Origin of the sequence: Caldovatus aquaticus (assembly GCF_019458025.1) — a bacterium.
Taxonomy (GTDB): Bacteria; Pseudomonadota; Alphaproteobacteria; order Acetobacterales; family Acetobacteraceae; genus Caldovatus; species Caldovatus aquaticus.
This window is the reverse complement of sequence record NZ_JAHZUY010000001.1, coordinates 150032-173077: the sequence shown is the minus strand read 5'-3', so window position 1 is coordinate 173077 and position 23046 is coordinate 150032. Positions and strand designations below refer to the sequence as shown.

The following is a 23046-nucleotide window of genomic DNA, read 5'->3' as shown; positions in this document are numbered from 1 at the left end:
GCGGCCCTGGGCGTGCCCGCCCTTGACGGGCCGGCCGTCCTGCCGCCCGATCGGCGGCGCCTGCGCCGCGGAGGGTGCGCCCATGACCGAAGCCGAAGTCAGCCTGCGCGAGCGGGTGAGGGACCCCCCTTCCGCCGCCCTGGTCGAGAGCTACTACCGCCCGGCGGTCGGGCGCGCGCTGGCCCAGGTGTTCGGGCACGAGATGTGGGCGCACTGCGCGCACGCCCTGATGCTGGAGCGCCAGGGCATCGTCGGGCGCGAGGCGGTCGCCGCCCTGCTCGGCGCCGTGCTCGACCTCGCCGAGCGCGGGCCGGAGGCGCTCGCGGTGGATCACCGGCAGGAGGACCTCTACTCCTACGTCGAGCGCGCGATCGTGCGGCGCCTCGGCCCCGATGTCGGCGGGCGGCTGCACACCGGGCGCAGCCGCAACGACCTCAACGCCACCACCTGGCGCATGGCGCTGCGCGGCGCGCTGCTGGAGGCGCTCGCCGCGCTCGCCGACCTGCGCGGCACGGCGCTGGCGCTCGCCGAGCGCCACGCGGCGGCGGTGATGCCGGGCTACACCCACGCGCAGCACGCCCAGCCGGTGACCTTCGGCTACTGGCTGCTCGCCGCGGCCGACGTGCTGGCGCGCGACCATGCGCGGCTCGCGGGCGCGCTGGCGCGGGTGGATCTCTGCCCGCTCGGCGCGGGGGCGCTGACGACGACGGCCTTCCCGCTCGACCGCGCGCTCGCCGCCGAGCTGCTCGGCTTCGCCGCGCCGCTCGAGATCGCCTACGACGCGGTCGCCTCGCGCGACGACGCGCTGGAGGCGGCGGCGGCGCTGGCGGTGCTGGCGACCTTCCTCTCGCGCCTCGCGACCGACCTCTACGCCTGGAGCACCTGGGAATACGGCTTCGTCGAGCTGGCCGACCGGCACTGCGCGGTCAGCTCGATCATGCCGCAGAAGAAGAACCCGGTGGCGCTCGAGCACATCCGCGCCGCGGCCGCGGCGGTGCAGGGGGCGCTCGCCGCCGCGCTCGGCTGCGCCAAGAACACGCCCTTCGCCGACGTGAACGACGCCGTGACGGCCGTGAACGAGCCGGTGATGGAGGCGGCGCTGCGCACGCGGCGCATCCTCGCGCTCCTCGCCGAGGTGCTGGAGGGGCTGACGCTCCGGCCCGAGCGCATGGCGCGCGCCGCGGCGGAGGGCTTCGGCAGCGCGACCGAGCTCGCCGACGTGATCGTGCGCGAGACGGGGCTGAGCTTCCGCATGGCCCATAACGTGGTGGCGGCGGTGGTGCGCGAGGCGATCGAGGCCGGGCGCGGCGCCGAGGCGATCCGCGGCGCCGACCTCGACGCCGCGGCGCGGGCGCTGTTCGGCCGCCCGCTCGGGCTGCGCGAGGAGGCGGTGGCCGAGGCGCTCGACCCGGCGCGGAACGTGGCGGTGCGGACGGTGCTGGGCGGCCCGGCGCCGGCGAACATGGCGGCGATGGGGGCGGCGCGGCGGCGCGCGCTGGAGGCGGACCGGGCGGCGGTCGCCGCGGCGGCGGGGCGCGTCGAGGCGGCGCGGGCGCGCTGCTTCGGGCTGGCGCGCGCGATGGCCCGGTCCGCCGCCCCGCCGGCCGCGCCGTAGGGCGCTTGCCGCGGCCCGGCCTGCAGGCCGGCGGGGCGTGCGCCCTGCGGTCCGATCGGGGCGTTGCCCCCGCCGCAGGCTGGCCACGCGCCGGGCCGCCGCGAGCCCGCCGGACGTGCGAGAATGGGGACGGCACCGCACACGCCTGCCGATCCGCGGTCCGCCGCGGGGACGGCGCGCGCGCCGGAGGGAAGGGGAGGGCCTGGCATGACGGGATGGCGGACCGATCCGGCGCCGCCCGGGCGCCGCGAGGAGCCTGCATGGTGAGACCCGCTGACGCGGCCGCGCCGCTCTCTCCCTTCGTCCATCTCCGCCGCATCTCCTGGGCGGAGACCGACGCGGCGCGGATCGCCTACACCCCCCGCTTCCTCGACTTCGCGGTGGAGGCGATCGAGGCGTGGTGGCGCGACCGCGTCGGGACCGACTGGTACGAGATGACCGTGGACCGGGGCATCGGCACGCCCTTCGTTCACGTCGCGCTCGACTTCCGCAGCCCGGTCACGCCGCGCGACACGCTGGCGACGACGGTGCTGCTGGTGCGGCTCGGCGGCTCCTCCCTGCGCTTCGCGGTCGCAGGGCGCGTGGGGGAGCGGCTGGTCTATGAAGGCACGCTGGTCTGCGCCTTCGTGGACGCCGCGGCGCTGCGGCCGGTCCGCGCCCCCGAGGAGTTCCGCGCGGCGCTGGAGCGCGAGGTGGCGCTCGCCGCCCTCGGCGCCCGCGGCTGAGGCGCGTTCGGCCCGGCCGGGACCCGCCGCCGCGCCCGCGGCAGGGCCGGCCGGTTCCGGCCGCCGCCCCGACCGGCTAAGTCCCCGCCGCACGGCTTCGCCGAGAGGACACCCGCATGGTCGCCTGGTTCCGCCGCATCCTGCCGCGCGAGGAGCGCTTCTTCGCCCTGTTCGACCGCCATGCCGGGATCATCGCCGCCGGCGCGGCCGAGCTGCGCGCGATGCTCGAGGGCGGCGACGCCGTGGCGCGGCACTACCCCGCGGTGCTCGCCCACGAGGACGAGGCGGACGCCGTGACGCGCGAGGTGGTGCAGGCGGTCCGCCGCACCTTCGTGACGCCCTTCGACCGCGGCGACATCCAGGGGCTGATCAGCCGCATGGACGACGCGATCGACGAGATGAAGAAGACCGCCAAGGCGGTCGCGCTGTTCGAGATGCGGGAGTTCGAGGATGGCATGCGCGAGATGGGCGACGCCATCGTGCGCTGCGCCGCGATCCTGCGCGAGACGGTCCCGCTGCTCGCCGCGATCGGCCGCAACGCCGGGCAGATCAACGCCCTCTGCGAGCAGATCCGCCAGATCGAGGGCGAGGCGGACGACGTGCACGACGCCGGCGTGACCGCGCTCTACCGGCGCTGCCGCGCCGAGGGCGGCGCGCTGGGCTACATCGCGGCGAGCGAGGTGTTCGACCGGCTGGAGAAGGTGGTGGACCGCTTCGACGACATCGCCAACGAGATCGAGGGCATCGTGATCGAGCACGTCTGAGCGGGAGCGGCCCGGATGGATGCGACCCTCGCCCTGCCGGCGCTCGCCGGCCTGATCGGCGTCGCGCTGCTGTTCGACTTCCTCAACGGTCTGCACGACGCGGCCAACTCGATCGCCACCATCGTCTCGACGCGCGTGCTCAGGCCGCACTACGCGGTCGCCTGGGCGGCGTTCTTCAACTTCATCGCCTTCCTGTTCTTCGGCGCGCACGTGGCGCAGACGATCGGCACCGGGATCGTGGACCCGCAGGTCGTGGACCCGCGCGTGGTGTTCGGCGCGCTGAGCGGCGCGATCGCGTGGAACCTCATCACCTGGGGCCTCGGCATCCCCTCGAGCAGCTCGCACGCCCTGGTCGGCGGGCTGCTCGGGGCCGGCGTCGCCAAGGCCGGCTTCGGCGTGATCGTTTGGTGGGGGCTCGGCAAGACCCTGGCGGCGATCGTGGTCTCGCCGCTGGTCGGGCTGGTCCTCGCGCTGGGGCTGGTGTTCGTCGTCTCCTGGCTCTTCGCGCGCGCCACGCCCTTCGCGGTGGACCAGGCGTTCCGCTCGCTGCAATTCGTCTCCGCCTCGCTCTACTCGCTCGGCCACGGCGGCAACGACGCGCAGAAGACGATGGGCATCATCGCCGCCCTGCTGTTCTCGCAGGGCCTGCTGGGGCCGACCTTCCACGTGCCGTTCTGGGTGGTCCTCAGCTGCTACGCGGCGATGGGGCTCGGCACGCTGTTCGGCGGCTGGCGGATCGTCAAGACGATGGGCTCGAAGATCACGCGGCTGACGCCGATGCAGGGCTTCTGCGCGGAAACCGGCGGGGCGATCACGCTGTTCGCCGCGACCGAGCTCGGCGTGCCGGTCTCGACGACCCACACCATAACCGGCGCGATCATCGGCGTCGGCACCTCGCGCCGCGTCTCCGCGGTGCGGTGGGGGATCGCGGGCAACATCGTCGTCGCCTGGGTCGTCACCATCCCGGCCGCCGCGGCGATCGCGGCCGCGGCCTGGTGGGCGGCCGGCGTCTTCGGATGAGCCGGGGGCGGGCGGCTCAGGCGGCCGCGGCCGGGGCGGGGAAGCCGTAGAGCGCCGCCGGGTTCTCGACCAGCACGCGCCGGCGCGTCGCCGCGTCCGGCGCCCATTCGCCGAGCAGGTCGAACAGCGCGCCGTCGTCGGGCACGTCGCGCGCGAGCGAGGGATGCGGCCAGTCGGTGCCCCAGACGCAGCGCTCCGGCGCGGCGGCGAGCAGCGCGCGGGCGAAGGGCGCGACGTCGGCGTAGGGCGGGCCCTCGGAGGAGATGCGGTAGCCGCACAGCTTCACCCAGGCGCGGCCGCTTTCCAGCAGCCGCAGCAGGGCCTGGAAGCCGCGGCCGTTCAGCCCCTCGGCCGTGCGCACCCCGCCCATGTGGTCCACCACCACCGGCACCGGCAGCGCGGCGAGGCGCGGCGCGAGCTCCGCCAGGGTATCGCCGTGGGTGTAGAGCTGCAAGTGCCAGCCGAGCGGCGCGATGCGCCGCGCCAGCGCGTCGAGCTGCTCGAGCGGCGTGCCGTTGCCGCTCACCGCGTTGAAGCGCGCGCCGCGAGCCCCGCGCCGCGCCATGGCGGCGAGCGCGTCGGCGCCGAAGCGCCCGTCGATCACCACCACGGCGCGGGCGCGGTCGAGGCCGAACGCCTCGGCCGCGTCCAGCGTGCAGCCGTTGTCGGTGCCGTACACGCTCGGCTGCACGACGACCATGCGCTCGATGCCGAGCGCCTCGGCCACCGTGCGGTAGGCGGGGATCAGGCATTCCTCCGGCGTGTAGCCGCGGCCCGGGTCCAGCGGGAAGCGGTCGAACGGGCCGAAGATGTGGAAGTGGCAGTCGCAGGCGCCGGCGGGGGCGCGCCAGGAGGGCGGCGTGACGGTGCGGAGCGGCGGCAGGCAGGGCTTCATCGCGACGGGCCTCACGGGGATTCTCGGCGGGAGTGCAGCAGGCCCGCGCCGCGGCGGGAAGGGGGGCGGCGCCCTCTTGCCCTGGCGCGGGAAGGCGCGAGAGACGCGCCAGCGGTCGAGCATGGCGCGGGTGCCTCTTGCCCTGGCGCGGGAAGGCGCGAGGCTGGAGCGGCGCGGCGGCGGCACGGGCTACTGCGCTGCGGGGCGCGGGTTCCGCCGGCGGAGCCACGGCGGCGCCGCGGCGCCGTGGGGGGACGGCCGGGCGGCGCGGCGCCGCGCGCTCCTCGCCGCCGGGGCGCTGGGCGGCGCCCGGCCGGCGGCCGCGCAGTGGCCCGGCGCGCCCTTCCCGTCGCGACCGCTCCGCATCGTCGTGCCCTTCGCCGCCGGCGGCAGCACCGACATCCTCGCGCGGCTCTGCGCCCAGGCGCTGACCGAGCGGCTCGGCCAGCCCGTGGTGGAGGAGAACGTCACCGGCGCCGGCGGCACGATCGGGGCGAGCCGCGTCGTCGAGGCGCTGCCGGACGGCTACACGCTGCCCGCCGGCACGCCGGGGCCGATCGCGATCAACCCGCATCTGCAGCCGCGCATCCCCTACCAGCCGCTGCGCGACCTGGCGCCGGTCGTGCCGGTCGGCGACAGCCCGGCGGTGGCCGTGGTGCGGCGCGATTCGCCGCTGCGCAGCCTGCGCGGACTGGTGGCGCGCGCGCAGGCGGAACCGGGGCGGCTGACCTTCGCCTCCGCCGGCGTCGGCTCCTTCGCGCACCTCAGGGCGGAGCTGTTCCGGTGGCGCGCCGGCGTGGCCATGGTCCGCGTGCCCTATCGCGGCACCGCGCCCGCCGCGGCGGACCTGATCGCCGGGCGGGTGGACACGATGTTCGAGAACTATCCCTCGGTGCAGGCCTACCTCGCCTCGGGCGAGGCGCGCGCGCCGGCGATCGCGGCGCGCCGCCGCTCCGCCCTGCTGCCCGAGGTGCCGACGGCGGCGGAGGAGGGGGTGCGAGTCCTCCTCCTGGTTCGGCCTGTTCGCGCCCGCGCGCACGCCGCGCGCGGCGATCGAGACGGTGAACGGCGCGATCGCCGCGGCGATCCGCGAGCCGGCGCTGGGACGGCGCCTCGCCGAGCTCGGGGTCGAGGCGGTGGGCGGCACGCCGGAGGCGTTCCGCGACTATGTCGCGCGGCGCATCGAGGAGACCGGCGCGGTCATCCGCGCCGCGGGCATCAGGCCGGAATAGCGGGTGCGGCGCGGCACCCCCTCAGCCCGGCTTCACCGCGGGGAAGACGGGGCCGTAGTAGCGGCGCAGCTCCTCGATCTGCTCCGGCGGCGGCTGGGCATAGGCGCCGCGGCGGCTGGTGAAGCGCCCGCCCATCAGCCGGTCGAGCTTGACCGCCGCCTCGCCGGCCTTGAGCAGCGCGATGGCGCCGTTCAGCACCGGGGCGCCGCGGCCGGCCTCGACGATGCCCGCCTCCGCGATCAGCACCATGGCGACGCCGACCGCCGGGATCACCACCTCCGCGCCCCGCGCGACGCACGCCTCGGCCGCGGCCCGGAAGGCGCCGAGGATGCGCTCGCGCACCGGCCCCTCCGCGAAGGCGGCGTCGAGGTCCGCCAGGCGCTCGAGGCGCATCCGCTCCACCGCCGCGACGCGGGAGGAGAGCCCGTAGCCCGCGACGTTCTCCGCCACCCGCGCGCCGTGCTTGTCGTTGGCGACGACGAGTCCGATCGAGGCGCCCATCTGGCAGGCGGTGAGCAGCGCCGTCTCGCACAGGCCGAGCACCGGCACGCGCGCCATCTCGCGCGCCGCCCGCAGCCCGGGATCGGCGATGTTGCCGAGCAGGACGGCGTCGAAGCCGGCGGCGTCGGCGCGGGCGACGTTCTCCAGCACCTCGACGGTCTCGACGAATTCCAGCGAACGGTACTGGTCGCCGATGCCGCCGCGCCGGGTGATGCCATGCACCTCGACCTCCGTGCCGGGATCGGCGGCGGCGGCGAGCATGCGGCGCAGCGCGGCGTTGTAGGCCGGCCAGGCGTCCGCGCGGGTCAGCGACTGGTACCAGAGGCGCATGGGGTCGCACTCCCGGGGATCGGGCGCCGCGCCGCGGGGCGGAGAGGCGGCGGTCGGCGGGAGGCGGCGCGTCGCTCCTCCCGCGCGCATGATCCGGGCGCGTGCCGCGGCGGTCAACCCGATGCGGCCGGCGCGGGCCTTACGCGCGGGCGCTGGACGAGCGTTGCGCGGAGGGCGGCGGCGCGGCCGGGCGCGACCGCGGCGCGCGGTGGTGCGGCGGCGGCCGCCTCCGGGACCGACCGGCTTGCCTGTGCGTGCGCTCGGCTTCCGGCTTCGGTGCGGGTGGTCAGGCGGACGGCTTCCCGCCGTAGCTCTTCGCCATACCCTCGGCGGGGTCTACCTGCGGGCCGTAGGGCATGATCGGGTAGCGCAGCCCGGCCCGGGAGAGCCCGTGCAGCCCGGCCACCGCGCGCGCGAGGTCCTCCGGCGGGCAGGCCATCAGCATCTCGTCGTCGGCGACGCCGCCGTAGCGCCGCTCCGCGTAGCAGGGGATGGAGAGCGAGACGCAGCGGTCGCGCAGCGCGCGCCCCCAGGAATCGGCGCAGGCGCTCTCGCCGGTGAGGGAGAAGTCGTAGCGCCGGTAGGTCCGCCACTGCAGGCCGTTGACGAACAGGATCATCTGCGCCGGATTGCCGTAGAACAGGCAGATGTCCGGCGGGTCGAGCCGCGCCGCGCGCAGCGGCGAGACGACGAGGCCCTTGTATCGCCCGGCCGGCACGCGCGGCATCTGCGCCTGGTGCGCCGCCGCGGCCTCGCGGTTCTCGAACCACACCCCCTCCATCTTGCGGCCCGAGAGGTAGAGGTCGGAGGGACCGCCGAGGCCGATCACGCCGCTGCAATTCGACAGTTCGGGCACGTTCTCCGCGGTGATGCCGAGGGTGAAGCCGGCGATCCGCGACTGCGTCACGAGCTGGCAGGTGGAGAAGCGCTTCCCCGGCGGCGGCCGGCGCAGGCCCGGGACCTGCGCCATTTCCTCGATGTTCTCGAACAGCTTCATGCCGATCGGCAGGGTGCGCAGCCGGAGCAGCGCGCCGAGCTGCTCGGCGAGCGCGGCGATGGCCTTGGCGTCGAGCGGCCTTGCGGTCGCGTCGGTCGGGGCGTCGGGCATGGCGCGGGCGTCTCCGGATGCGGCGGGCGTGACGGCCGCGCGGCATCGGCGTGGCCCGCCTCGGGGGAGCGGGCGCGATGGTGGCCTTCGGCCTGCTGGTCCGCAAGGCCTGCCTTCCCGATGCGGCAGGCGGCCGCACCGTCGGCGGGACCGGCCGGAAGCCGGGGCACAGGGCGCGGGCCGCGGGGGCGCTCGCGCGGCTCGGCCAGCCGCTCCGGCTGGCGCGGCGGCCCGGGGGCGGGGCGGGGGCGCGGCTTCCTCGCGAGGCTGGCGGCCGGATGGCAAGGCCAAGCGCGAGAAATTAACGCGTGATTAACGTCAACATGGGGTGTTCTCACGCGCCGGGCCGGGCTGCGCGGGGTAGGCTGTGCAGGAGATCACGAATGCGAGAGTGACGGCGACCGATGACGGTGACGGCCTTGACGGACGCAACGTCCCCTGCGCCCCGGCCCCTGTCGGCGGCGGCGCTGCTTCGGATCGTCGAGACCGCGCGGCGTTTTGTCGCGCTTCAGGAGCAGGCGGCGGCGCTGTCGGCCCTCTCGGCGCCGCCGCCGCTCACCTTCGCCGAGGGGGTGGAGCGCGACCTGCTCGCCTTTCGCCTCGAGCGCGCGGCGCGCGAGTTGTGCGAGGCGCTGCGCGCCGTGGACGGGGTGCCGCCGGCCGCGGCGGCACCGCAGGCGGGGTAGCGGGTTGCGCTTCGGGAGGCGACGCGCCGCGTCCGCGGCGACGGCATCGCCCGGCCGTACTCGGCTTGGCGGCGGACGCCTGGAGCCTTCGGCTTGTCCGCGTGCGGCCGCTCGGGGAGAATCGCCGTGCGGTCGTTATCGGTGCCCGACCTATCAACCGTTAGGTGACACGTCCGGAACGGTTCGCTACATCTTCGCATCATGGATGGTGGCGTGGCGCCTGGTGGCGAGGGCAAGAGGCCCGTGCCCGGCGTAGCAACCCCGGCGGCCGTCGGACGCGGAACCGCCGCGTTCGCCTTGGACCCGCCGCACCGCACCGAGGCCGCGCCAGCTGACCCCGGCGGCCCGGCGGAGCCCACCGCGCCGCTCGGCGGGCGCGCCCGCGCCGAAGCCGGCAGCCGCGATGGCCCCGCGGTGATGGACCGTTACGGCGCAGGGCGCGCGCCCGCCGCGGACCAGGCGCCGCCGCGCGCCGGGATCCGCCTGCGCCTGACACTGCTCGGGCGGGTGGACGCGTGGAGCCTGACCAGCCAGCGGGTGCTGCCGCGCACCCGCAAGGCGCGCGCGCTGCTCGCCATCCTCGCGCTGTCGGGGCCGCAGCCTGTCGCCCGCTCGCGGCTCGCGCATCTGCTGTGGTCCCGCCGCGGCAACGAGCAGGCGCGCGGCTCGCTGCGCCAGGCGCTGCACGAGCTGCACGAGGCGCTGCGGCCGGTCGGCGTGCCGCTGCTCGCCACGACGCGGACCACCGTAGCGCTGGACCACGACGCGGTGTGGACGGATGCGCGGGAGGTGGCGCGCGCGACGCCGGAGCACCCGGAGGCGCTCGACCTGCTCGAGGGCGGCGCGCTGCTGGCCGATCTCGAGGGGCTGGACAGCGCCTTCGACCTCTGGCTCGCCGAGCAGCGCCGCCGGCTGCGCGACGCCGCGCTCGCGGTGGCGACGGCGCGCCTCGCCGCCGCGCTCGAGCCGGAGGCGATCGTCGCCGAGGCGCGGCGCGTGCTGGCGATCGACGCCGCGCAGGAGGGTGCCTGGCGGGCCCTGATCCGCGCCGAGGCCGCGCGCGGCGACCGCGCCGCGGCGCTCGCCGCCTATGCCGACTGCCGCCAGGTCCTGGCGAGCCGCTTCCAGGCCCGCCCCTCGGCCGAGACCGAGGCCCTCGCCCAGGCGCTGCGCGAGGACGTCCCCGCCGCCCCGGTGCCGGCGGCCCTGGCGGCGCCCCAGCCCGCGCGCGGCGGGGGCATGGCGTCGCCGGCGCCGGCCCCGCAGCCGCCGGCGGCGCCCCTTCGCGGGGCGCGGCTCGGCGTGCTCCCGCTGCGCGTGCTCGGCGGGGCCGAGGCCGCCGAGTCGGAGGCGCTCTCGGTCGGCCTGGCCGAGGAGATCACCGCCGCCCTGGCGCGGTTCCGCTGGCTGTTCGTGACCGACAGCGCCTCGCTTGCCGCCGCGGTGGCGCGCGCCGGCGGGCCGCGCGAGGCGCAGGCGGCGGCGCGCGCCCTCGGCCTCGACCTGCTGCTGACGGGCACCCTGCAGCGCGCGGGCCGGCGCATCCGGATCGTGCTGACGCTGCTCGACCTCCGCCCGCCCGAGGGGGTGGCCTGGACGCAGCGCTTCGACGCCGAGGCCGACGACCTGCTCGCGCTGCAGGACGGGATCGCGGCCCAGGTGGTGGCGCGGATCGATCCCGAGATCCTGCTGATCGAGGCCAGCCGGGTCGCCGCCGGGCGCCAGCCCGTGCACGCCCCGGCCTACAACCTGGTGCTGCGAGCGATCCCGGCGCTGCACCGGATGGACCGCACCGCCTTCATGGCGGCCGGGGAGTGGCTTGCGCGCGCCACCTCGCTCGATCCCGACTACGCCGCGGCGCACGCCTGGCTTGCCTACTGGCATCTGCTGCTCGTCGGCCAGGGCTGGGCGCGCGACAGCGAGGAGGTGCTCGCCCGCACCGAGCGCCTCGCGGTGCGGGCGATCGCGCTCGACCCGCAGGACGCGCAGGCGCTGACCATCTGCGGCCACGTGCGCGCCTTCCTGCACCACCGGCCCGAGGACGCGCTGACGCTGCACGAGCGTGCGCTCGGGCTCAACCCGAACCTCGCCATGGCCTGGGCCTTCTCCGGCATGGCCTACAGCTACGCCGGCGACCACGCCGAGGCGCTGGCGCGGATGGACCGCTACCGGCAGCTCGCGCCGTTCCACCCCTTCTCCTTCTTCTACGACGGGGCGCGGGCGATCCCGCTGTTCTTCGCGCGCCGCCACGCGGAGGCGGCCGAGCACGGGCGCCAGGCGATCGAGCTGCAGCCCAACTTCGCCCTGAACTACAAGTGCACCCTCGCCGCGCTCGGCCACCTCGGGCGGCGCGAGGCGGCGGCAGCGCTGCGCGCGCGGCTGCTCGCGATCGAGGCCGACTTCACCGTGGCCAAGGCGCTGCGCCGCTCCCCGGTGCGGAACGCCGAGGACCGCGCGCACTACGCCGAGGGGCTGCGCCTCGCCGGCGTGCGGGAGGCCTGAGCGGCGGGCGGGGCGGCGCGCCCCCCCCCGCGCGGCCGCGGGCAGGCCCGGTCAGGCCTCGCCCTCGCCGGCCGCGAGCGCGGCGAGGGTGTCGCGGTCGGTCAGCTCGATCCCGCTCTGGCCGTGCAGCCGGATCAGGCCGCGCTTGCGGAAGGCGGAGAAGGTGCGGCTTACCGTCTCCAGCGTCAGGCCGAGGAATTCGCCGATGTCGGCGCGCGTGGCGTGCAGGCGGAACACCGGCCCGGCGTGGCCGCGCTTCTCCTGCGCCTCGACCAGCGAGATCAGGAACGCCGCGCAGCGCTCCTCCGCGGTGAAGCGGCCGAGGGCGAGCACGTGGTCCTGGGTGGCGGCGAGCTCGCGCGCGCAGAGCTCGAGGAAGCGCCGCTCCAGCACCGGGTAGCGCCGGAACAGCGCGTCGAGGCGCTTGCGGTCGAGCCGGCAGACCGTCGCCTCGGTCAGCGTCTCGGCGCCGAAGGCGTGCTCCGCGCCCGGGGTGAAGCCGAGGATGTCGCCGGGGAAGCGGAAGCCGATCGCCGCCTGGCGCCCGTCCGCCAGCACGCGGGTCAGCCGCGCCGTGCCGTCGGTCAGGGTGTAGACGTGGGTCGCCGGCTCGCCCTGGCGGAACAGCGGCTCGCGCGGGGCGAGGCGGATCCGCTCCGTCGCGCGCGCCATGTCGCCGAGCGCGGCGGCGTCGAGCGGGGCGCAGAGGCCGACCGAGCGCGAGCCGCAGTTGATGCAGATCTCCGCCTCGCTGCCGAGACCGTCCATGCGCGAGCGGGTGACGTCGAGGGGGCTCATGGTGCTCCTGCGCGGTGGCCGGCCTGAGGGGTGGCGCGCCGCCGGCGGCACGGGCGCCCGGCCGGCGTGGCTGGGCCTGGCGCCCTTCTAGCCCAAATCTGGGGGGCGCGCTGGGCGGCGCGACCCCGTGGCGTGCAATTCAGCACCCCGCCGGGCGGGCACCGGCCCGCGGGGCGGCGGCCGCGCGCCCGGGCCGCGTTGGCGCCGCCGCTCCCGCGAGGCGCCGGTCGCGCCGGTGCCCGCCTCCGGCCGGTTCCCGCCGCCCGCGATCGGCCCTAGGCTGCCGTGCCGCCGCAGCGCGGGGCGGCCGCCGCGCCGGCTCCTGCGGCGGCCCGGGCGCGCGGCTCCGGGCGGCGCGCCGCACCTCCTGGACCGGGACCGACTCGCGATGGAATTCCGCCTCACCGAGGAGCAGCGCGCGCTGATCGCGCCCGTCCGCCGGCTCGCCCAGACCGCGTTCCGCGAGCGGGCGCGGCGCTGGATGGACGGCACCTTCCCCTGGGAGAACCTGCGCGACCTCGCCAGGCTCGGGGTGCTCGGGATGAGCGTGCCGGAGGAGTACGGCGGCCTCGGCCTGCCGGTGTTCGAGACGGCGCTGATCCTCGAGGAGATCGCCAAGGTCTGCTACCCGACCGCGATGGCCGTGCTCGGCGAGGCCGGGGTGCAGACGCGGGTGATCGCCAGGTACGCGCCCGAATCCATCCGCGCCCGCATCCTGCCCGCGGTCTGCGCCGGCGAGTGCATCCTCGCCATCTGCATGACCGAGCCGCACGCCGGCACCGACGTGGCGAGCTACCGCACCAACGCGGTGCGCCGCGGCGACCGCTGGGTGGTGAACGGCACCAAGACGCTGATCAGCCGCGCCGCCGAGGCCGGCATGTTCGTCGTCTTCACCCGCATCGAGGGGCGCCCGGGGCGCGAGGGCATCGGCTGCGTGCTGATCGAGCGCGGCACGCCGGGGCTCGAGGTGACCGGCACCTTCCACACCATGGGCGGCGAGAACCTGCACGAGGTGCAGTTCCGCGACTGCGCGGTGCCGGAGGAGAACCTGGTGATCCGCGAGGACGGCTTCCGCCGCCTGCTCTCCGCCTTCAACACCCAGCGCTGCCTCAACCCCGCGATCTCGCTCGGCCTCGCCGAGGGCGCCTTCGACGAGGCGCTGCGCTACGTGCGCGAGCGGACGGTGTTCGGCCACCCGATCGCCGACTTCCAGGGCGTGCGCTGGAAGCTCGCCGACATGTTCAAGGACATCGAGGCGGCGCGCGGCCTGCTCTACCGCGCCTGCGCCACCGCGAACCCGTTCCCCGACCCGTTCCTCGCCGCCACCGCCAAGGTGTTCTGCAACGAGATGGCGATCCGCGTGACGAGCGAGGCGGTGCAGCTGCACGGCGGCTTCGGCTTCACCGACGAGTACCCGGTCTCGCGCCTCTATCGCGGCGCCCGCTACGGCTCGCTCGGCGGCGGCGCGTCGGAGACGCTGCGCGACCTGATCGGCAAGCGCCTGGTCGGGCCGGACGGCCCCGGCCCGGACGGCATCCTCGGCCTCGGCTGCTTCTAGGGCCGCTCCCCCGCGGCGCGCGGCGACGGCGCCCGCCCCCTGGGGGCGGGTGGCGCCCCGCCCCCGCCGGCCGCCCGCGCTCGGTCCTAGGCCGGCGGCATCGCCGGCGGCCAGTCCTCGTGGCCGGAGACGAAGTTGCGGTTGGTGAGCGCCGGGTTGCGGTTGACCAGACGGCGGCCGAACAGCGGGTGGCGCATGCTGCGCACCTCGTGCTCGACCTGGAACAGCACCTTGCCGCTGTCGAGGTCCACGATGTCGGTGAAGCGGTACTGGTGCTCGTTGCTCTCCTCGGTGACCAGCCCGCGCGCCGAGAGCCGCGCGTGCGGGCCCGAGAAGTCGGCGAGCGTGATCTGGATGTGGTGGCCGTCGAAGGGCGCGAGCGGGGCGTCGCTCTCGCGGAACACCAGCCACTGGTCGGCGGCGGCCGCGACGCGCGCGGCGGGCGCGCCCTCCTCCTCCCCGAGCGTGCCGGGCATGCCGAGGATCTCGCGGTAGAAGCGCGCGATGCCGGGCGCCGTCCCCGGGGGCACGTCGAAGCGCACATAGGGCATGCCGAGGGTGCGGCGGCCGAAGCGCGCCGGGTCCGGGCGATGGCAGCGCAGGCGGTTGCCCCACGGGCAGGTGACGTCCACGAAGCCCTCGCCCTCGCGGAAGGAGAAGGCGGTGCCGTCGAGCCAGCGGCGCGCGGCGGCGAGGCGGTCGAGCAGCGCCGCGAGGTCGGGCAGCAGCAGCCCGGTGCGGCCGCGCAGCACCTGCGGCCGGCCGGCGGGCAGGTGGAACTGGCTGCTCGCGCCGACATTGACCCACATGTTGTCGACGCCGGTCATCAGGTAGGGATCGCGCGTCAGGCCGAGGCCGCTGACGTAGAAGGCGGTGGCCCTGGTCTGGTCGGGGACGGTGACGTTGACGTGGCCGAGCTCGACGCTGTTGCCGAGATCGCCGGCGCGGCGGTCGTAGCGGTCGGCGCCGCCGCTCTCGCGCATGCGCATGCCGCTCATGCTGTGCTCCTCCCTCCGCCCCGCCGGCCGAGGCGCGGGCGGCGGGCGCGCGCGGCAAAGCTTCGCAAGGCCGGCGCGGGCGCGCAACGGGGCGGCGGCGCGCCGGCTTGCCGCCCCGGGCCCGCCCCGCCTAGGCTCGCTTCCGGCAGGCGGCCGCCCGAGGCAGGCGGCCGCCCGAGGGCGAGGGAGCGCGGTCCATGAAGCTCATGTGGTTCCACCTGATGCCCTACACCGAGCTGCCGGACGACTTCCGGGAGAAGCATCCCTCGGTGTGGGTGGACATCCACAGCTCGCTGTTCGACCCGAAGCGCGCGCACCGCATGTACAACGACTTCATGGACGAGCTGGAGTACGCGGCGGAGTGCGGGTTCGACGCGATCTGCGTCAACGAGCACCACTCCAACGGCTACGGGCTGATGCCCTCGCCCAACCTGATCGCCGCCGCGCTCGCCCGCCGCACGCGCGAGACGCCGATCTGCGTCATGGGCAACTCGCTCGCGCTCTACAACCCGCCGACGCGGGTGGCGGAGGAGTTCGCGATGATCGACGTGATCTCGGGCGGGCGGCTGATCGCCGGCTTCCCGGTGGGGACGCCGATGGACACCTGCTACGCCTACGGCCAGAACCCCTCGATGCTGCGCGAGCGCTACCTCGAGGCGCACGACCTGGTGATCCGGGCGTGGACGGAGACCGAGACCTTCGCCTTCAACGGCCGCTTCAACCAGCAGCGCTACGTCAACATCTGGCCGCGCCCGGTGCAGAAGCCGCACCCGCCGGTGTGGATCCCGGGCGGCGGGTCGGTCGAGACCTGGCGCTGGTGCGCCGAGATGGACTACGTCTACTGCTACCTCTCCTACTACGGCTACAAGGCCGGCAAGGCGATCATGGACGGCTTCTGGGCGGAGATGGACCGCCTGGGCAAGGACCGGAACCCCTACCGCGCCGGCTTCCTGCAGTTCGTCGGCGTCGCCGAGACGCGCGCGCAGGCGATGGAGCTCTACCGCGAGCCGGCCGAGTACTTCTACGGCCGCTGCCTGCACGTGGACGGGCGCTGGGCGACGCCGCCCGGCTACATGACGGAGGCGACGCAGCGCGCCGGCCTCAGCAGCCAGGTCGCCAGGGCCGCCGGCGCCGACAGCACGCTCGGCAAGGGGACGCAGGAGCGCTTCGCCGGCACGGCGAAGGACATGCAGGGCATCGTCGAGCGCGGCTACGTCGTCGTCGGCAGCCCGGACGAGGTGGCCGAGCAGCTCCGCGAGGTGGCGAAGTCGCTCAACGTCGGCCACTTCATGCTGCTGCTGCAGTTCGGCAACATGGGCAAGGAGCTCACCCGCTACAACACGCGCCTGTTCGCCGAGAAGGTGATGCCGCAGCTCCGCGACCTGTTCTCCGACTGGGAGGACCGCTGGTGGCCGAAGCCGATGGGGCGGGCGGAACGCGCGCTGCCGGCCGACTTCGTCGCCGCGCCGCAAGCGCTCGCCGCGGAGTAGCCGCCGCGCGGGACGGGGCCGGCCCCGCCCCGCGCTCCCCTTCGCTCGTCCATCGGGAGTGCGCAGCAGCGTGAGCGAACCAGAGGTCTTCTTCGTCGAGCTCAACGGCGTCCCGACGCGCGTCTGGCGCAAGGGCAGCGGACCGCGGATCGGCTTCCTCGCCGGCTTCGGCGGGCTGCCGCGCTGGATCCCCTTCCTCGACCGGCTGGCCGAGCGGCGCACCGTGGTCGTCCCGTCGCTGCCGGGCTTCCCGGGCGGCGGGCGCGGGCATGCGCAGCTCGACGACCATCTCGACTGGGTGCTGGCGGCGCGGCGGCTGGTCGGCCTCGCCGGACTCGACGGCGCCGACCTCGTCGGCAGCTCGGTCGGCGGCGCGCTGGCGGCCGAGGTGGCGGCGATCTGGCCGGAGACGGTGCGGCGGCTCGCGCTGATCGCCCCCTTCGGCCTGTTCGACGAGGCCGAGCCGCCGGCCGACCCCTGGGCGCAGCGCGCCGACGCGGTGCCGGCCCTGCTCTGCGCCGACCCGGAGAACTGGCGGCGGCTCAAGGCGCCGCCGGAGGGCGCCGACGCGATCGAGTGGCCGATCGAGCAGACGCGCGCGAGCGAGGCGGCGGCGCGCTTCCTCTGGCCGCTCGGCAACACGCGGCTCGCCAAGCGCCTGCCGCTGATCCAGGCGCCGACGCTGCTGCTCTGGGGCGAGCAGGACCGGGTGATGCCGCGCAGCTACGCCGCGCGCTTCGCCAGGGCGATCGCCGGCCCGAGCGAGACCCGTCTCGTCCCCGGCGCCGGCCACCTCGCCGAGCTCGACCGGCCCGACGAGGTTGCCGCGGCGATCCTGGCTTGGACCGCGTGAGGACCCCGCCATGCCGATCGACCCCGACGCGCAGCGCGTCCTCGACCTGATCCGCGAGACGGGACGGCCGCCCTACGAGACGCTGCCGCACGCCGAGGCGCGGCGGCTCTATGCCGCGGGACGCGGCGTGCTGCAGCCGGAGCCGCAGGAGGTCGCGGAGGTGCGCGACCTCGCCTGCCCCGGCCCGGGCGGCGCGATCCGGCTGCGCGCCTATCGCGGCGTCGGCGCGCCGGAGACCGCGCCCTGCCTCGTCTTCTACCACGGCGGCGGCTGGGTGGTCGGCGACCTCGACACGCACGACGGTCCCTGCCGGGCGCTGGCCAACGCGGCGCGCTGCCGCGTCGTCGCCGTGGACTACCGCCTCGCGCCCGAGCACAAATTCCCCGCCGCCTTCGAGGACGCCGCGGCGGCGCTGCGCTTCGTCGCCGCCGAGGCGGCGCGGCTCGGCGTGGACCGCGCGCGCATCGCGGTGGGCGGGGACAGCGCGGGCGGCAACCTCGCCGCTGCGGTGGCGCTCGCCGCGCGCGAGGACGGCGGCGCGACGCCGATGCCGGCGTTCCAGCTCCTGATCTACCCGGCGCTGGACCTGGCGATGACCGCGGCGTCCTACCAGCGCGTCACCGAGGGCGTGCCGCTGACGGCGCGGACCGCGCGCTGGTTCCGCGACCACTACCTGGCGGAGCCGCGCCAGGCGCTGGACTGGCGCGCCTCGCCGCTGCGCGCGCCGAGCCTCGCCGGGCTGCCGCCGGCCTTCGTGCTCACGGCCGGCATCGACCCGCTCTGCGACGAGGGCCTGGCCTATGTCCGCCGGCTCGACGAGGACGGCGTGCGGGTCGCGCACCTGCACCTCGCCGACCAGATCCACGGGGCGCTGACGATGGGAAGGTTCATCCGCGCCGCGGAGCTGATCGTGCGCGTCTCCGCCGAGGCGCTGCGCGACGCCTGGTCGCGGGCGTGAGGAGGCTCACGGGACGGGCTTGACAGGAGGGCGGCGGCGGACTGCGCTCCCCGCCCCGGCGCGCCGGCGCGGCGTTCGCCCCGGCGCCGCGAGGAGGACGCGCATGCCCGACCCCAGCACCGCCCGCAACGCCACCGTCGCGCTCCGTCTCGCCGAGGCCTTCGCGCGCCACGGGGTGACGGTCGGCTTCGGGCAGAGCCTGCCCAGCGCCTTCTGGCTCGCCGCCCCGCATGTCGGCATCCGCCAGGCCGCCTACCGGCAGGAGAACATGGGCGGCGCCATGGCCGACGGCTATGCGCGCATCTCCGGCCGCGTCGGCGTGGTGACGGCGCAGAACGGCCCGGCGGCGACGCTGCTGGTGCCGCCGCTCGCCGAGGCCCTGAAGGCGAGCGTGCCGGTCGTCGCGCTGGTGCAGGAGGTCAACCGCGACCAGACCGACCGCAACGCCTTCCAGGAGCTCGACCACATCCGGCTGTTCGACGCGGTGGCGAAGTGGGTGCGCCGCGTGGACCGCGCCGAGCGGGTCGAGGACTACGTGGACATGGCCTTCACCGCCGCCGCCTCCGGCCGCCCCGGCCCGGCGGTGCTGCTGGTGCCGGCCGATCTGCTGAGCGAGGCCGCGGCGCCGCCGGGCCCGCGCCGCGCCGCGCTCGGAACCTATCCGCTCGACCGCGCCCTGCCCGACCCGGCGCTGGTCGAGCGCGCGGCGCGGATGCTCGCCGAGGCGCGCCATCCGCTGGTGGTCGCGGGCGGCGGCGTGCACCTCTCCGGCGCGGCGGCGGAGCTGGCGGCGCTGCAGGAGGCGGCGCACCTGCCGGTGGCGACCACGGTGATGGGCAAGGGGGCCGCGGACGAGACGCATCCCCTCACCCTCGGCGTGATCGGCTACGTCATGGGCGCGGGCACGCGCACCCACGCCATGCGCCCGATCGTCGAGCGCGCCGACGTGATCCTGCTGGTCGGCACGCGCACCAACCAGAACGGCACCGACAGCTGGACGCTGTTCCCGCGCGGGGCGCGCTTCGTCCATCTCGACCCCGACCCGCAGGAGATCGGCCGCAACTACGAGCCGGCGCTGCGCCTCGTCGGCGACGCGAAGCTGACGCTCGCCGCGCTGCGCGAGGCGATGGGGCGGTGCGACCTCGCGGCGCGCGCCGCCGCGCGCGCCGGGATCGCGGCGGAGATCGCGGCCGCGGTCGCCGACTGGCGGCGGCGCACCGCCGGCCTCCTCGCGCGCGCGGGCGGGCCGGTGCGGCCGGAGCGCGTGGTGGCGGAGCTCGACGCGCGCCTCGATCCCGACGCCATCGCCGTGGCGGATGCGAGCTACGCCTCGATCTGGATCGCGCAGGGCCTGACGGCGCGCAAGGCCGGCGCGCGCTACCTGACGCCGCGCGGCATCGCCGGGCTCGGCTGGGGGCTGCCGATGGCGATCGGGGCGCAGATCGCCGCCCCCGGGCGGCGTGTGGTGTGCCTCGCCGGCGACGGCGGCTTCGGCCACTCCTGGGCGGAGCTGGAGACGCTGCGGCGGCTGAAGCTGCCCGTCACCGTGATCGTGCTGAACAACGGCATCCTCGCCTACCAGAAGGACGCCGAGGATGCGCGCTTCGGCGCGCACACCGACGCCGTGGACTTCGCCCCCGTGGACCACGCCGCCATCGCGCGCGCCTGCGGCATCGCGGGGACGCGGATCGAGCGCGCCGAGGAGGTCGGCCCCGCGCTCGATGCCGCCTTCGCCTCGGGCGCGCCGGCACTGCTCGATGTCGTCACCGACCCCGAGGCGCGGCCGCCGATCACCGCCTTCGCCGGGCGTTTCGGCGGGGGGGCCTGAGCGCCGTGCGCGCCTTGCGCAAGACCGCCGCGGGCTTCGGCCTGGAGCTGCTCGACGCGCCCGATCCGTCGCCGCCCGGCCCCGGCGAGGTGGTGGTGCGGGTCGAGCACGCCGGGATCTGCGGCAGCGACGTGCACGCCTACGAGTGGACCGACGGCTACGGCTTCATGGCCCCGCACCTGCCGCTCACCATGGGCCACGAATTCGCCGGCCGCATCGCGGCGGTCGGCCCCGGCGCCGAGCCCTGGGCGGAGGGGGCGCGCGTCGCGGTGATGCCCTTCGTCGCCTGCGGCGCCTGTCCCGCCTGCCGCCGCGGCGAGGCGCGCGACTGCGAGCGGCGCGCGACCGTCGGCCTGACGCGCGACGGCGGCTTCGCCCGCTACGCGCGCGTCCCCGCCGCCGCCTGCATCGCCCTGCCCGAGGCGGTGGACACCGAGCTCGGCGCGCTGGCCGAGCCGCTCGGCGTCGCCTGCGAGGCGGTGCTGGTGGGCGAGGTCGGGCTCGGCGACACGGTGCTGGTGCTCGGCCCCGGGACGATCGGGCAGGGGATCGCGCTGATGGCGCGCGCCGCGGGGGCGGGGCGCGTGCTCGTCGCCGGGCGCGCCGACGCGCCGCGCTTCGCGGTGCTGCGCCGCCTCGGCTTCGACGCGCTGATCGACGTCGCCGAGGCGCCTTTGCGCGAGCAGGTGCTCGCCGCCACCGGCGGCCGCGCGGTGGATGTGGTGCTGGAGGCCACCGGCCATCCGCCGAGCGTCGTCGAGGGCCTCTCCGTGCTGCGCAAGGGCGGCGTGCTCGTCGTCGCCGGCATCCACCCCGGCCCGGTCGCCCTGCCGCTCACCGACTTCGTGCGTGCGCGCCACCAGCTGCGCGCCACCCACGGCGCCGCCCGGTCCACCTGGGACCGGGTTCTGGCGCTGCTCGCCCGCGACCCGGAGGGGTTCCGCGTCCTGATCACGCACCGCCTGCCGCTCGAGCGCGGCCTCGAGGGCTTCGAGCTCGCGCGCCAGCGCGCCGCGAGCAAGGTGATGCTCGCGCCATGAGCGCCGCCGCGGACCGGGTCGCGCTGGTCACCGGCGCCGCGCGCGGCATCGGCGAGGGCATCGCCTGGCGGCTGGCCGAGGCCGGGCATCCGGTCGTGCTCGCCGACGTGCTGGCGGCGGTCGAGGCGACCGCCGCGCGGCTCTCCGCCGCCGGCCATCGCGCGCGCGCGGTGGTGATGGACGTCGCGAGCGAGGCCGAGGTCGCCGCGCTGCCGCGCGCGCTCGGCGACTGGTGGGAGCGGCTCGGCGTCGTCGTCAACAACGCCGGCATCTCGCCCAAGGGGCCGGACGGGCTGCCGCGCCCGGTCGCGGCGATGCCGGCCGAGGAATGGCGGCGCGTGCTGGAGGTCAACCTGACCGGCGCCTTCCTCGTCAGCCGCGCCTGCATCCCGCCGCTCGAGGCGCGCGGCTGGGGGCGGATCGTGATGATCACGAGCCAGGCCGCCCGCGCCCGCGCCACCATCGCCGGCGCCCACTACGCCGCGGCGAAGAGCGGGCTGATGGGCCTCGCGCGCAGCCTGGCGGGCGAGCTCGGCCCGCACGGCATCACCGTCAACTGCGTCGCCCCCGGACGCATCGCCACGCCGATGGCGCAGGGCGCGGCGGCGGGCGTGAACGAGCGGATGCTGCAGGCGATCCCGGTCGGGCGCCTGGGCACGCCGCGCGACGTGGCCGAGGCGGTCGCCTTCCTCGCCTCCGACGGCGCCTCCTACCTGAACGGCGCGACGCTCGACGTCGGCGGCGGCAGCTTCATGCCGTGACTCCGCCGCCGAAAGCGCCGGCGCCGGCTTGCCCGGCGCGGCGGCGGTGGCATGCTGCGCCCTCCCTCCCCTCCGCCGGCGCGGTCCGCGCCGCGGCCGGAAAAGGATCCGCCCCGATGGCCCATCGCGGCCTGCGCTTCGGCATCTTCCTCGCGCCCTTCCACCGCGTCGGCGACAATCCGACCCTGGCGCTGGCGCGCGACCTCGAGCTGATCGAGTGGCTCGACTGGCTCGGCTACGACGAGGCGTGGATCGGCGAGCACCACTCCGCCGGCTGGGAGATCATCGCCAGCCCCGAGATCTTCATCGCCGCCGCGGCCGAGCGGACGAAGCACATCAGGCTCGGCTCCGGCGTCACCTCGCTGCCCTACCACCACCCCTTCCTGGTCGCGCAGCGCTTCGTCCAGCTCGACCACATGACGCGCGGGCGGGTGATGCTCGGCTGCGGGCCCGGCGCGCTGGTCTCGGACGCCTACATGCTGGGGATCGAGGCGGAGAAGCAGCGCCGCATGATGGACGAATCGCTCGGCGCCATCCTGCGCCTGCTCGCCTGCGAGGAGCCGGTCACGCTCAGGACCGACTGGTTCGAGCTGCGCGAGGCGCGGCTGCACCTCGCCCCCTACACCCATCCGCGCTTCCCGATCGCGGTGGCGAGCGCGACCACGCCCTCCGGCGTGCTGACCGCGGGCAAGTACGGCGTCGGGCTGCTCTCGCTCGGCGCCGGCCTGCCGGGCGGGCCGCAGAAGCTCGCCGAGCACTGGCGCCTGGGCGAGGCGGAGGCGGCGAGGCACGGCACCACCTTCGACCGCGCCAACTGGCGGCTGGTCGTCAACATGCACTGCGCCGAGGAGGACGAGCGCGCGATGCGCGAGGTGCGCCACGGCGAGCGCCTCGAGACGCTCTCCTACTTCTCCGAGACCCTCGGCCGCCCGCCGATGCGCAGCGAGAATCCGCTGGCCGAGGGCCTCGCCGCCGGCACCACCCTGGTCGGCTCGCCCGACACCGTCGCCCGGGGGATCGAGCGGCTGCTCGCCTTCACCGAAGGCGGCTGCGGCGGCGTGCTGTTCCGCGCCCACGAATGGGCCAATCGCGAGGACACGCTGCGCAGCTACGAGCTGTTCGCGCGCTGGGTGATGCCGCGCTTCCAGGGCTCGACGGCGACCACCATCGCCTCGCGCGAATGGTGCAGCGCCAACCGCGAGGGCATCTTCGGCCCCTCGATCCCTGCGCTGCGCAAGGCCTTCGAGGACGCCGGGCAGGAGGTGCCGGAGCACATCCGCCTGCGGCTCCACACCGGCAAGGCGGAGCCCTGACCGCGCCCGCCGGCGCTCCCCCTGCTCCCCGGGCCGGCCGAAGCGGCATGGCCCGGCGGCCGGCCCGCCGC

General features: G+C 76.2%; 20 protein-coding genes. 15 read left to right on the top strand and 5 right to left on the bottom strand.

The annotated features are described in order from the left end of the window. Positions 1-82 precede the first annotated feature (82 nt). The 4 genes from argH to K1J50_RS00760 all read left to right on the top strand — a co-directional run bounded on the left by argH (position 83) and on the right by K1J50_RS00760 (position 4124). Positions 83-1615 carry an argininosuccinate lyase gene (gene argH / locus K1J50_RS00775; protein ID WP_220115524.1) on the top strand — a complete coding sequence of 511 codons (1533 nt, stop codon included), beginning with the start codon at positions 83-85 and terminating at the stop codon, positions 1613-1615. A gap of 260 nt (positions 1616-1875) precedes the next feature. Continuing rightward, positions 1876-2340 (top strand): acyl-CoA thioesterase, encoded by a 465-nt coding sequence (locus K1J50_RS00770; RefSeq protein ID WP_220115523.1) that lies wholly within the window; start codon positions 1876-1878, stop codon positions 2338-2340. Between the two features lie 116 nt (positions 2341-2456). Beyond that, positions 2457-3104, top strand: a complete 648-nt coding sequence (locus tag K1J50_RS00765; RefSeq protein WP_220115522.1) for a DUF47 domain-containing protein — start codon at positions 2457-2459, stop codon at positions 3102-3104. 15 nt (positions 3105-3119) lie between these two features. Continuing rightward, the gene (locus K1J50_RS00760; protein WP_220115521.1) at positions 3120-4124 is read left to right on the top strand and encodes an inorganic phosphate transporter; all 1005 of its coding nucleotides are present in this window, start codon (positions 3120-3122) and stop codon (positions 4122-4124) included. A 16-nt stretch (positions 4125-4140) separates the two neighbouring features. Here K1J50_RS00760 and K1J50_RS00755 read toward each other — a convergent pair whose 3' ends face one another. Next, positions 4141-5034, bottom strand: a complete 894-nt coding sequence (locus K1J50_RS00755; protein WP_220115520.1) for an amidohydrolase family protein — start codon at positions 5032-5034, stop codon at positions 4141-4143. A 115-nt stretch (positions 5035-5149) separates the two neighbouring features. Here K1J50_RS00755 and K1J50_RS00750 point away from each other — a divergent pair, with 115 nt between their 5' ends. Next, positions 5150-6373, top strand: coding sequence for a tripartite tricarboxylate transporter substrate-binding protein (locus K1J50_RS00750; protein ID WP_220115519.1), 1224 nt, complete (start codon positions 5150-5152; stop codon positions 6371-6373). Here K1J50_RS00750 and K1J50_RS00745 read toward each other — a convergent pair. Both K1J50_RS00745 and K1J50_RS00740 read right to left on the bottom strand, forming a co-directional pair. Continuing rightward, positions 6273-7082, bottom strand: a complete 810-nt coding sequence (locus K1J50_RS00745) for an aspartate/glutamate racemase family protein (protein ID WP_220115518.1) — start codon at positions 7080-7082, stop codon at positions 6273-6275. The genes K1J50_RS00750 and K1J50_RS00745 overlap by 101 nt on opposite strands. A gap of 286 nt (positions 7083-7368) precedes the next feature. Then, positions 7369-8190 (bottom strand): DUF169 domain-containing protein, encoded by an 822-nt coding sequence (locus K1J50_RS00740; RefSeq protein ID WP_220115517.1) that lies wholly within the window; start codon positions 8188-8190, stop codon positions 7369-7371. Positions 8191-8609: 419 nt separating this feature from the next. Here K1J50_RS00740 and K1J50_RS00735 point away from each other — a divergent pair, with 419 nt between their 5' ends. Then, positions 8610-8876: a hypothetical protein gene (locus K1J50_RS00735; RefSeq protein WP_220115516.1), complete on the top strand. Its 267-nt coding sequence runs from the start codon at positions 8610-8612 to the stop codon at positions 8874-8876. 417 nt (positions 8877-9293) lie between these two features. After that, a complete protein-coding gene (locus K1J50_RS00730; protein ID WP_220115515.1) occupies positions 9294-11378 on the top strand; it encodes a BTAD domain-containing putative transcriptional regulator in 2085 nt (694 codons plus the stop codon). Between the two features lie 51 nt (positions 11379-11429). Here K1J50_RS00730 and K1J50_RS00725 read toward each other — a convergent pair whose 3' ends face one another. Further along, entirely contained in the window at positions 11430-12176 is a 747-nt protein-coding gene (locus K1J50_RS00725; protein ID WP_220115514.1) for a Crp/Fnr family transcriptional regulator, read from the bottom strand. A 388-nt stretch (positions 12177-12564) separates the two neighbouring features. Between K1J50_RS00725 and K1J50_RS00720 the strand changes: the two genes are divergently transcribed. Beyond that, complete coding sequence (locus K1J50_RS00720) at positions 12565-13734, top strand: acyl-CoA dehydrogenase family protein (protein ID WP_220115513.1); 1170 nt, start codon at positions 12565-12567, stop codon at positions 13732-13734. A gap of 86 nt (positions 13735-13820) precedes the next feature. On the opposite strand, the gene K1J50_RS00715 is transcribed toward K1J50_RS00720, so the two are convergent. Further along, positions 13821-14732 (bottom strand): VOC family protein, encoded by a 912-nt coding sequence (locus K1J50_RS00715; protein ID WP_220115512.1) that lies wholly within the window; start codon positions 14730-14732, stop codon positions 13821-13823. 197 nt (positions 14733-14929) lie between these two features. On the opposite strand from K1J50_RS00715, the gene K1J50_RS00710 reads away from it, so the two are divergent. From K1J50_RS00710 to K1J50_RS00680, 7 genes are all read left to right on the top strand, one after another. Continuing rightward, on the top strand, positions 14930-16222 hold the full coding sequence (locus K1J50_RS00710) for an LLM class flavin-dependent oxidoreductase (RefSeq protein WP_220115511.1): 1293 nt from the start codon (positions 14930-14932) through the stop codon (positions 16220-16222). 70 nt (positions 16223-16292) lie between these two features. Further along, a complete protein-coding gene (locus tag K1J50_RS00705) occupies positions 16293-17075 on the top strand; it encodes an alpha/beta fold hydrolase (protein WP_220115510.1) in 783 nt (260 codons plus the stop codon). A gap of 10 nt (positions 17076-17085) precedes the next feature. Continuing rightward, on the top strand, positions 17086-18033 hold the full coding sequence (locus tag K1J50_RS00700) for an alpha/beta hydrolase (RefSeq protein ID WP_220115509.1): 948 nt from the start codon (positions 17086-17088) through the stop codon (positions 18031-18033). 103 nt (positions 18034-18136) lie between these two features. Next, on the top strand, positions 18137-19861 hold the full coding sequence (locus K1J50_RS00695; RefSeq protein WP_220115508.1) for an acetolactate synthase catalytic subunit: 1725 nt from the start codon (positions 18137-18139) through the stop codon (positions 19859-19861). 5 nt (positions 19862-19866) lie between these two features. Next, a complete protein-coding gene (locus K1J50_RS00690) occupies positions 19867-20901 on the top strand; it encodes a zinc-dependent alcohol dehydrogenase (protein ID WP_220115507.1) in 1035 nt (344 codons plus the stop codon). After that, positions 20898-21662, top strand: coding sequence for an SDR family oxidoreductase (locus K1J50_RS00685; protein WP_220115506.1), 765 nt, complete (start codon positions 20898-20900; stop codon positions 21660-21662). Before K1J50_RS00690 ends, K1J50_RS00685 begins: the two co-directional genes overlap by 4 nt. 116 nt (positions 21663-21778) lie before the next feature. Further along, complete coding sequence (locus K1J50_RS00680) at positions 21779-22975, top strand: LLM class flavin-dependent oxidoreductase (RefSeq protein WP_220115505.1); 1197 nt, start codon at positions 21779-21781, stop codon at positions 22973-22975. The last annotated feature ends 71 nt before the right edge of the window (positions 22976-23046 follow it).

Excerpts from the sequence above, each read along its gene's own strand:
- K1J50_RS00740 (WP_220115517.1), bottom strand. The coding sequence starts at position 8,190 with ATGCCCGACGCCCCGACCGACGCGACCGCAAGGCCGCTCGACGCCAAG.
- K1J50_RS00685 (WP_220115506.1), top strand. The coding sequence starts at position 20,898 with ATGAGCGCCGCCGCGGACCGGGTCGCGCTGGTCACCGGCGCCGCGCGC.
- K1J50_RS00695 (WP_220115508.1), top strand. The coding sequence starts at position 18,137 with ATGCCCGACCCCAGCACCGCCCGCAACGCCACCGTCGCGCTCCGTCTC.
- K1J50_RS00745 (WP_220115518.1), bottom strand. The coding sequence starts at position 7,082 with ATGCGCCTCTGGTACCAGTCGCTGACCCGCGCGGACGCCTGGCCGGCC.
- K1J50_RS00700 (WP_220115509.1), top strand. The coding sequence starts at position 17,086 with ATGCCGATCGACCCCGACGCGCAGCGCGTCCTCGACCTGATCCGCGAG.
- K1J50_RS00765 (WP_220115522.1), top strand. The coding sequence starts at position 2,457 with ATGGTCGCCTGGTTCCGCCGCATCCTGCCGCGCGAGGAGCGCTTCTTC.
- argH (WP_220115524.1), top strand. The coding sequence starts at position 83 with ATGACCGAAGCCGAAGTCAGCCTGCGCGAGCGGGTGAGGGACCCCCCT.
- K1J50_RS00720 (WP_220115513.1), top strand. The coding sequence starts at position 12,565 with ATGGAATTCCGCCTCACCGAGGAGCAGCGCGCGCTGATCGCGCCCGTC.
- K1J50_RS00730 (WP_220115515.1), top strand. The coding sequence starts at position 9,294 with ATGGACCGTTACGGCGCAGGGCGCGCGCCCGCCGCGGACCAGGCGCCG.
- K1J50_RS00680 (WP_220115505.1), top strand. The coding sequence starts at position 21,779 with ATGGCCCATCGCGGCCTGCGCTTCGGCATCTTCCTCGCGCCCTTCCAC.
- K1J50_RS00725 (WP_220115514.1), bottom strand. The coding sequence starts at position 12,176 with ATGAGCCCCCTCGACGTCACCCGCTCGCGCATGGACGGTCTCGGCAGC.
- K1J50_RS00770 (WP_220115523.1), top strand. The coding sequence starts at position 1,876 with ATGGTGAGACCCGCTGACGCGGCCGCGCCGCTCTCTCCCTTCGTCCAT.
- K1J50_RS00710 (WP_220115511.1), top strand. The coding sequence starts at position 14,930 with ATGAAGCTCATGTGGTTCCACCTGATGCCCTACACCGAGCTGCCGGAC.
- K1J50_RS00715 (WP_220115512.1), bottom strand. The coding sequence starts at position 14,732 with ATGAGCGGCATGCGCATGCGCGAGAGCGGCGGCGCCGACCGCTACGAC.
- K1J50_RS00760 (WP_220115521.1), top strand. The coding sequence starts at position 3,120 with ATGGATGCGACCCTCGCCCTGCCGGCGCTCGCCGGCCTGATCGGCGTC.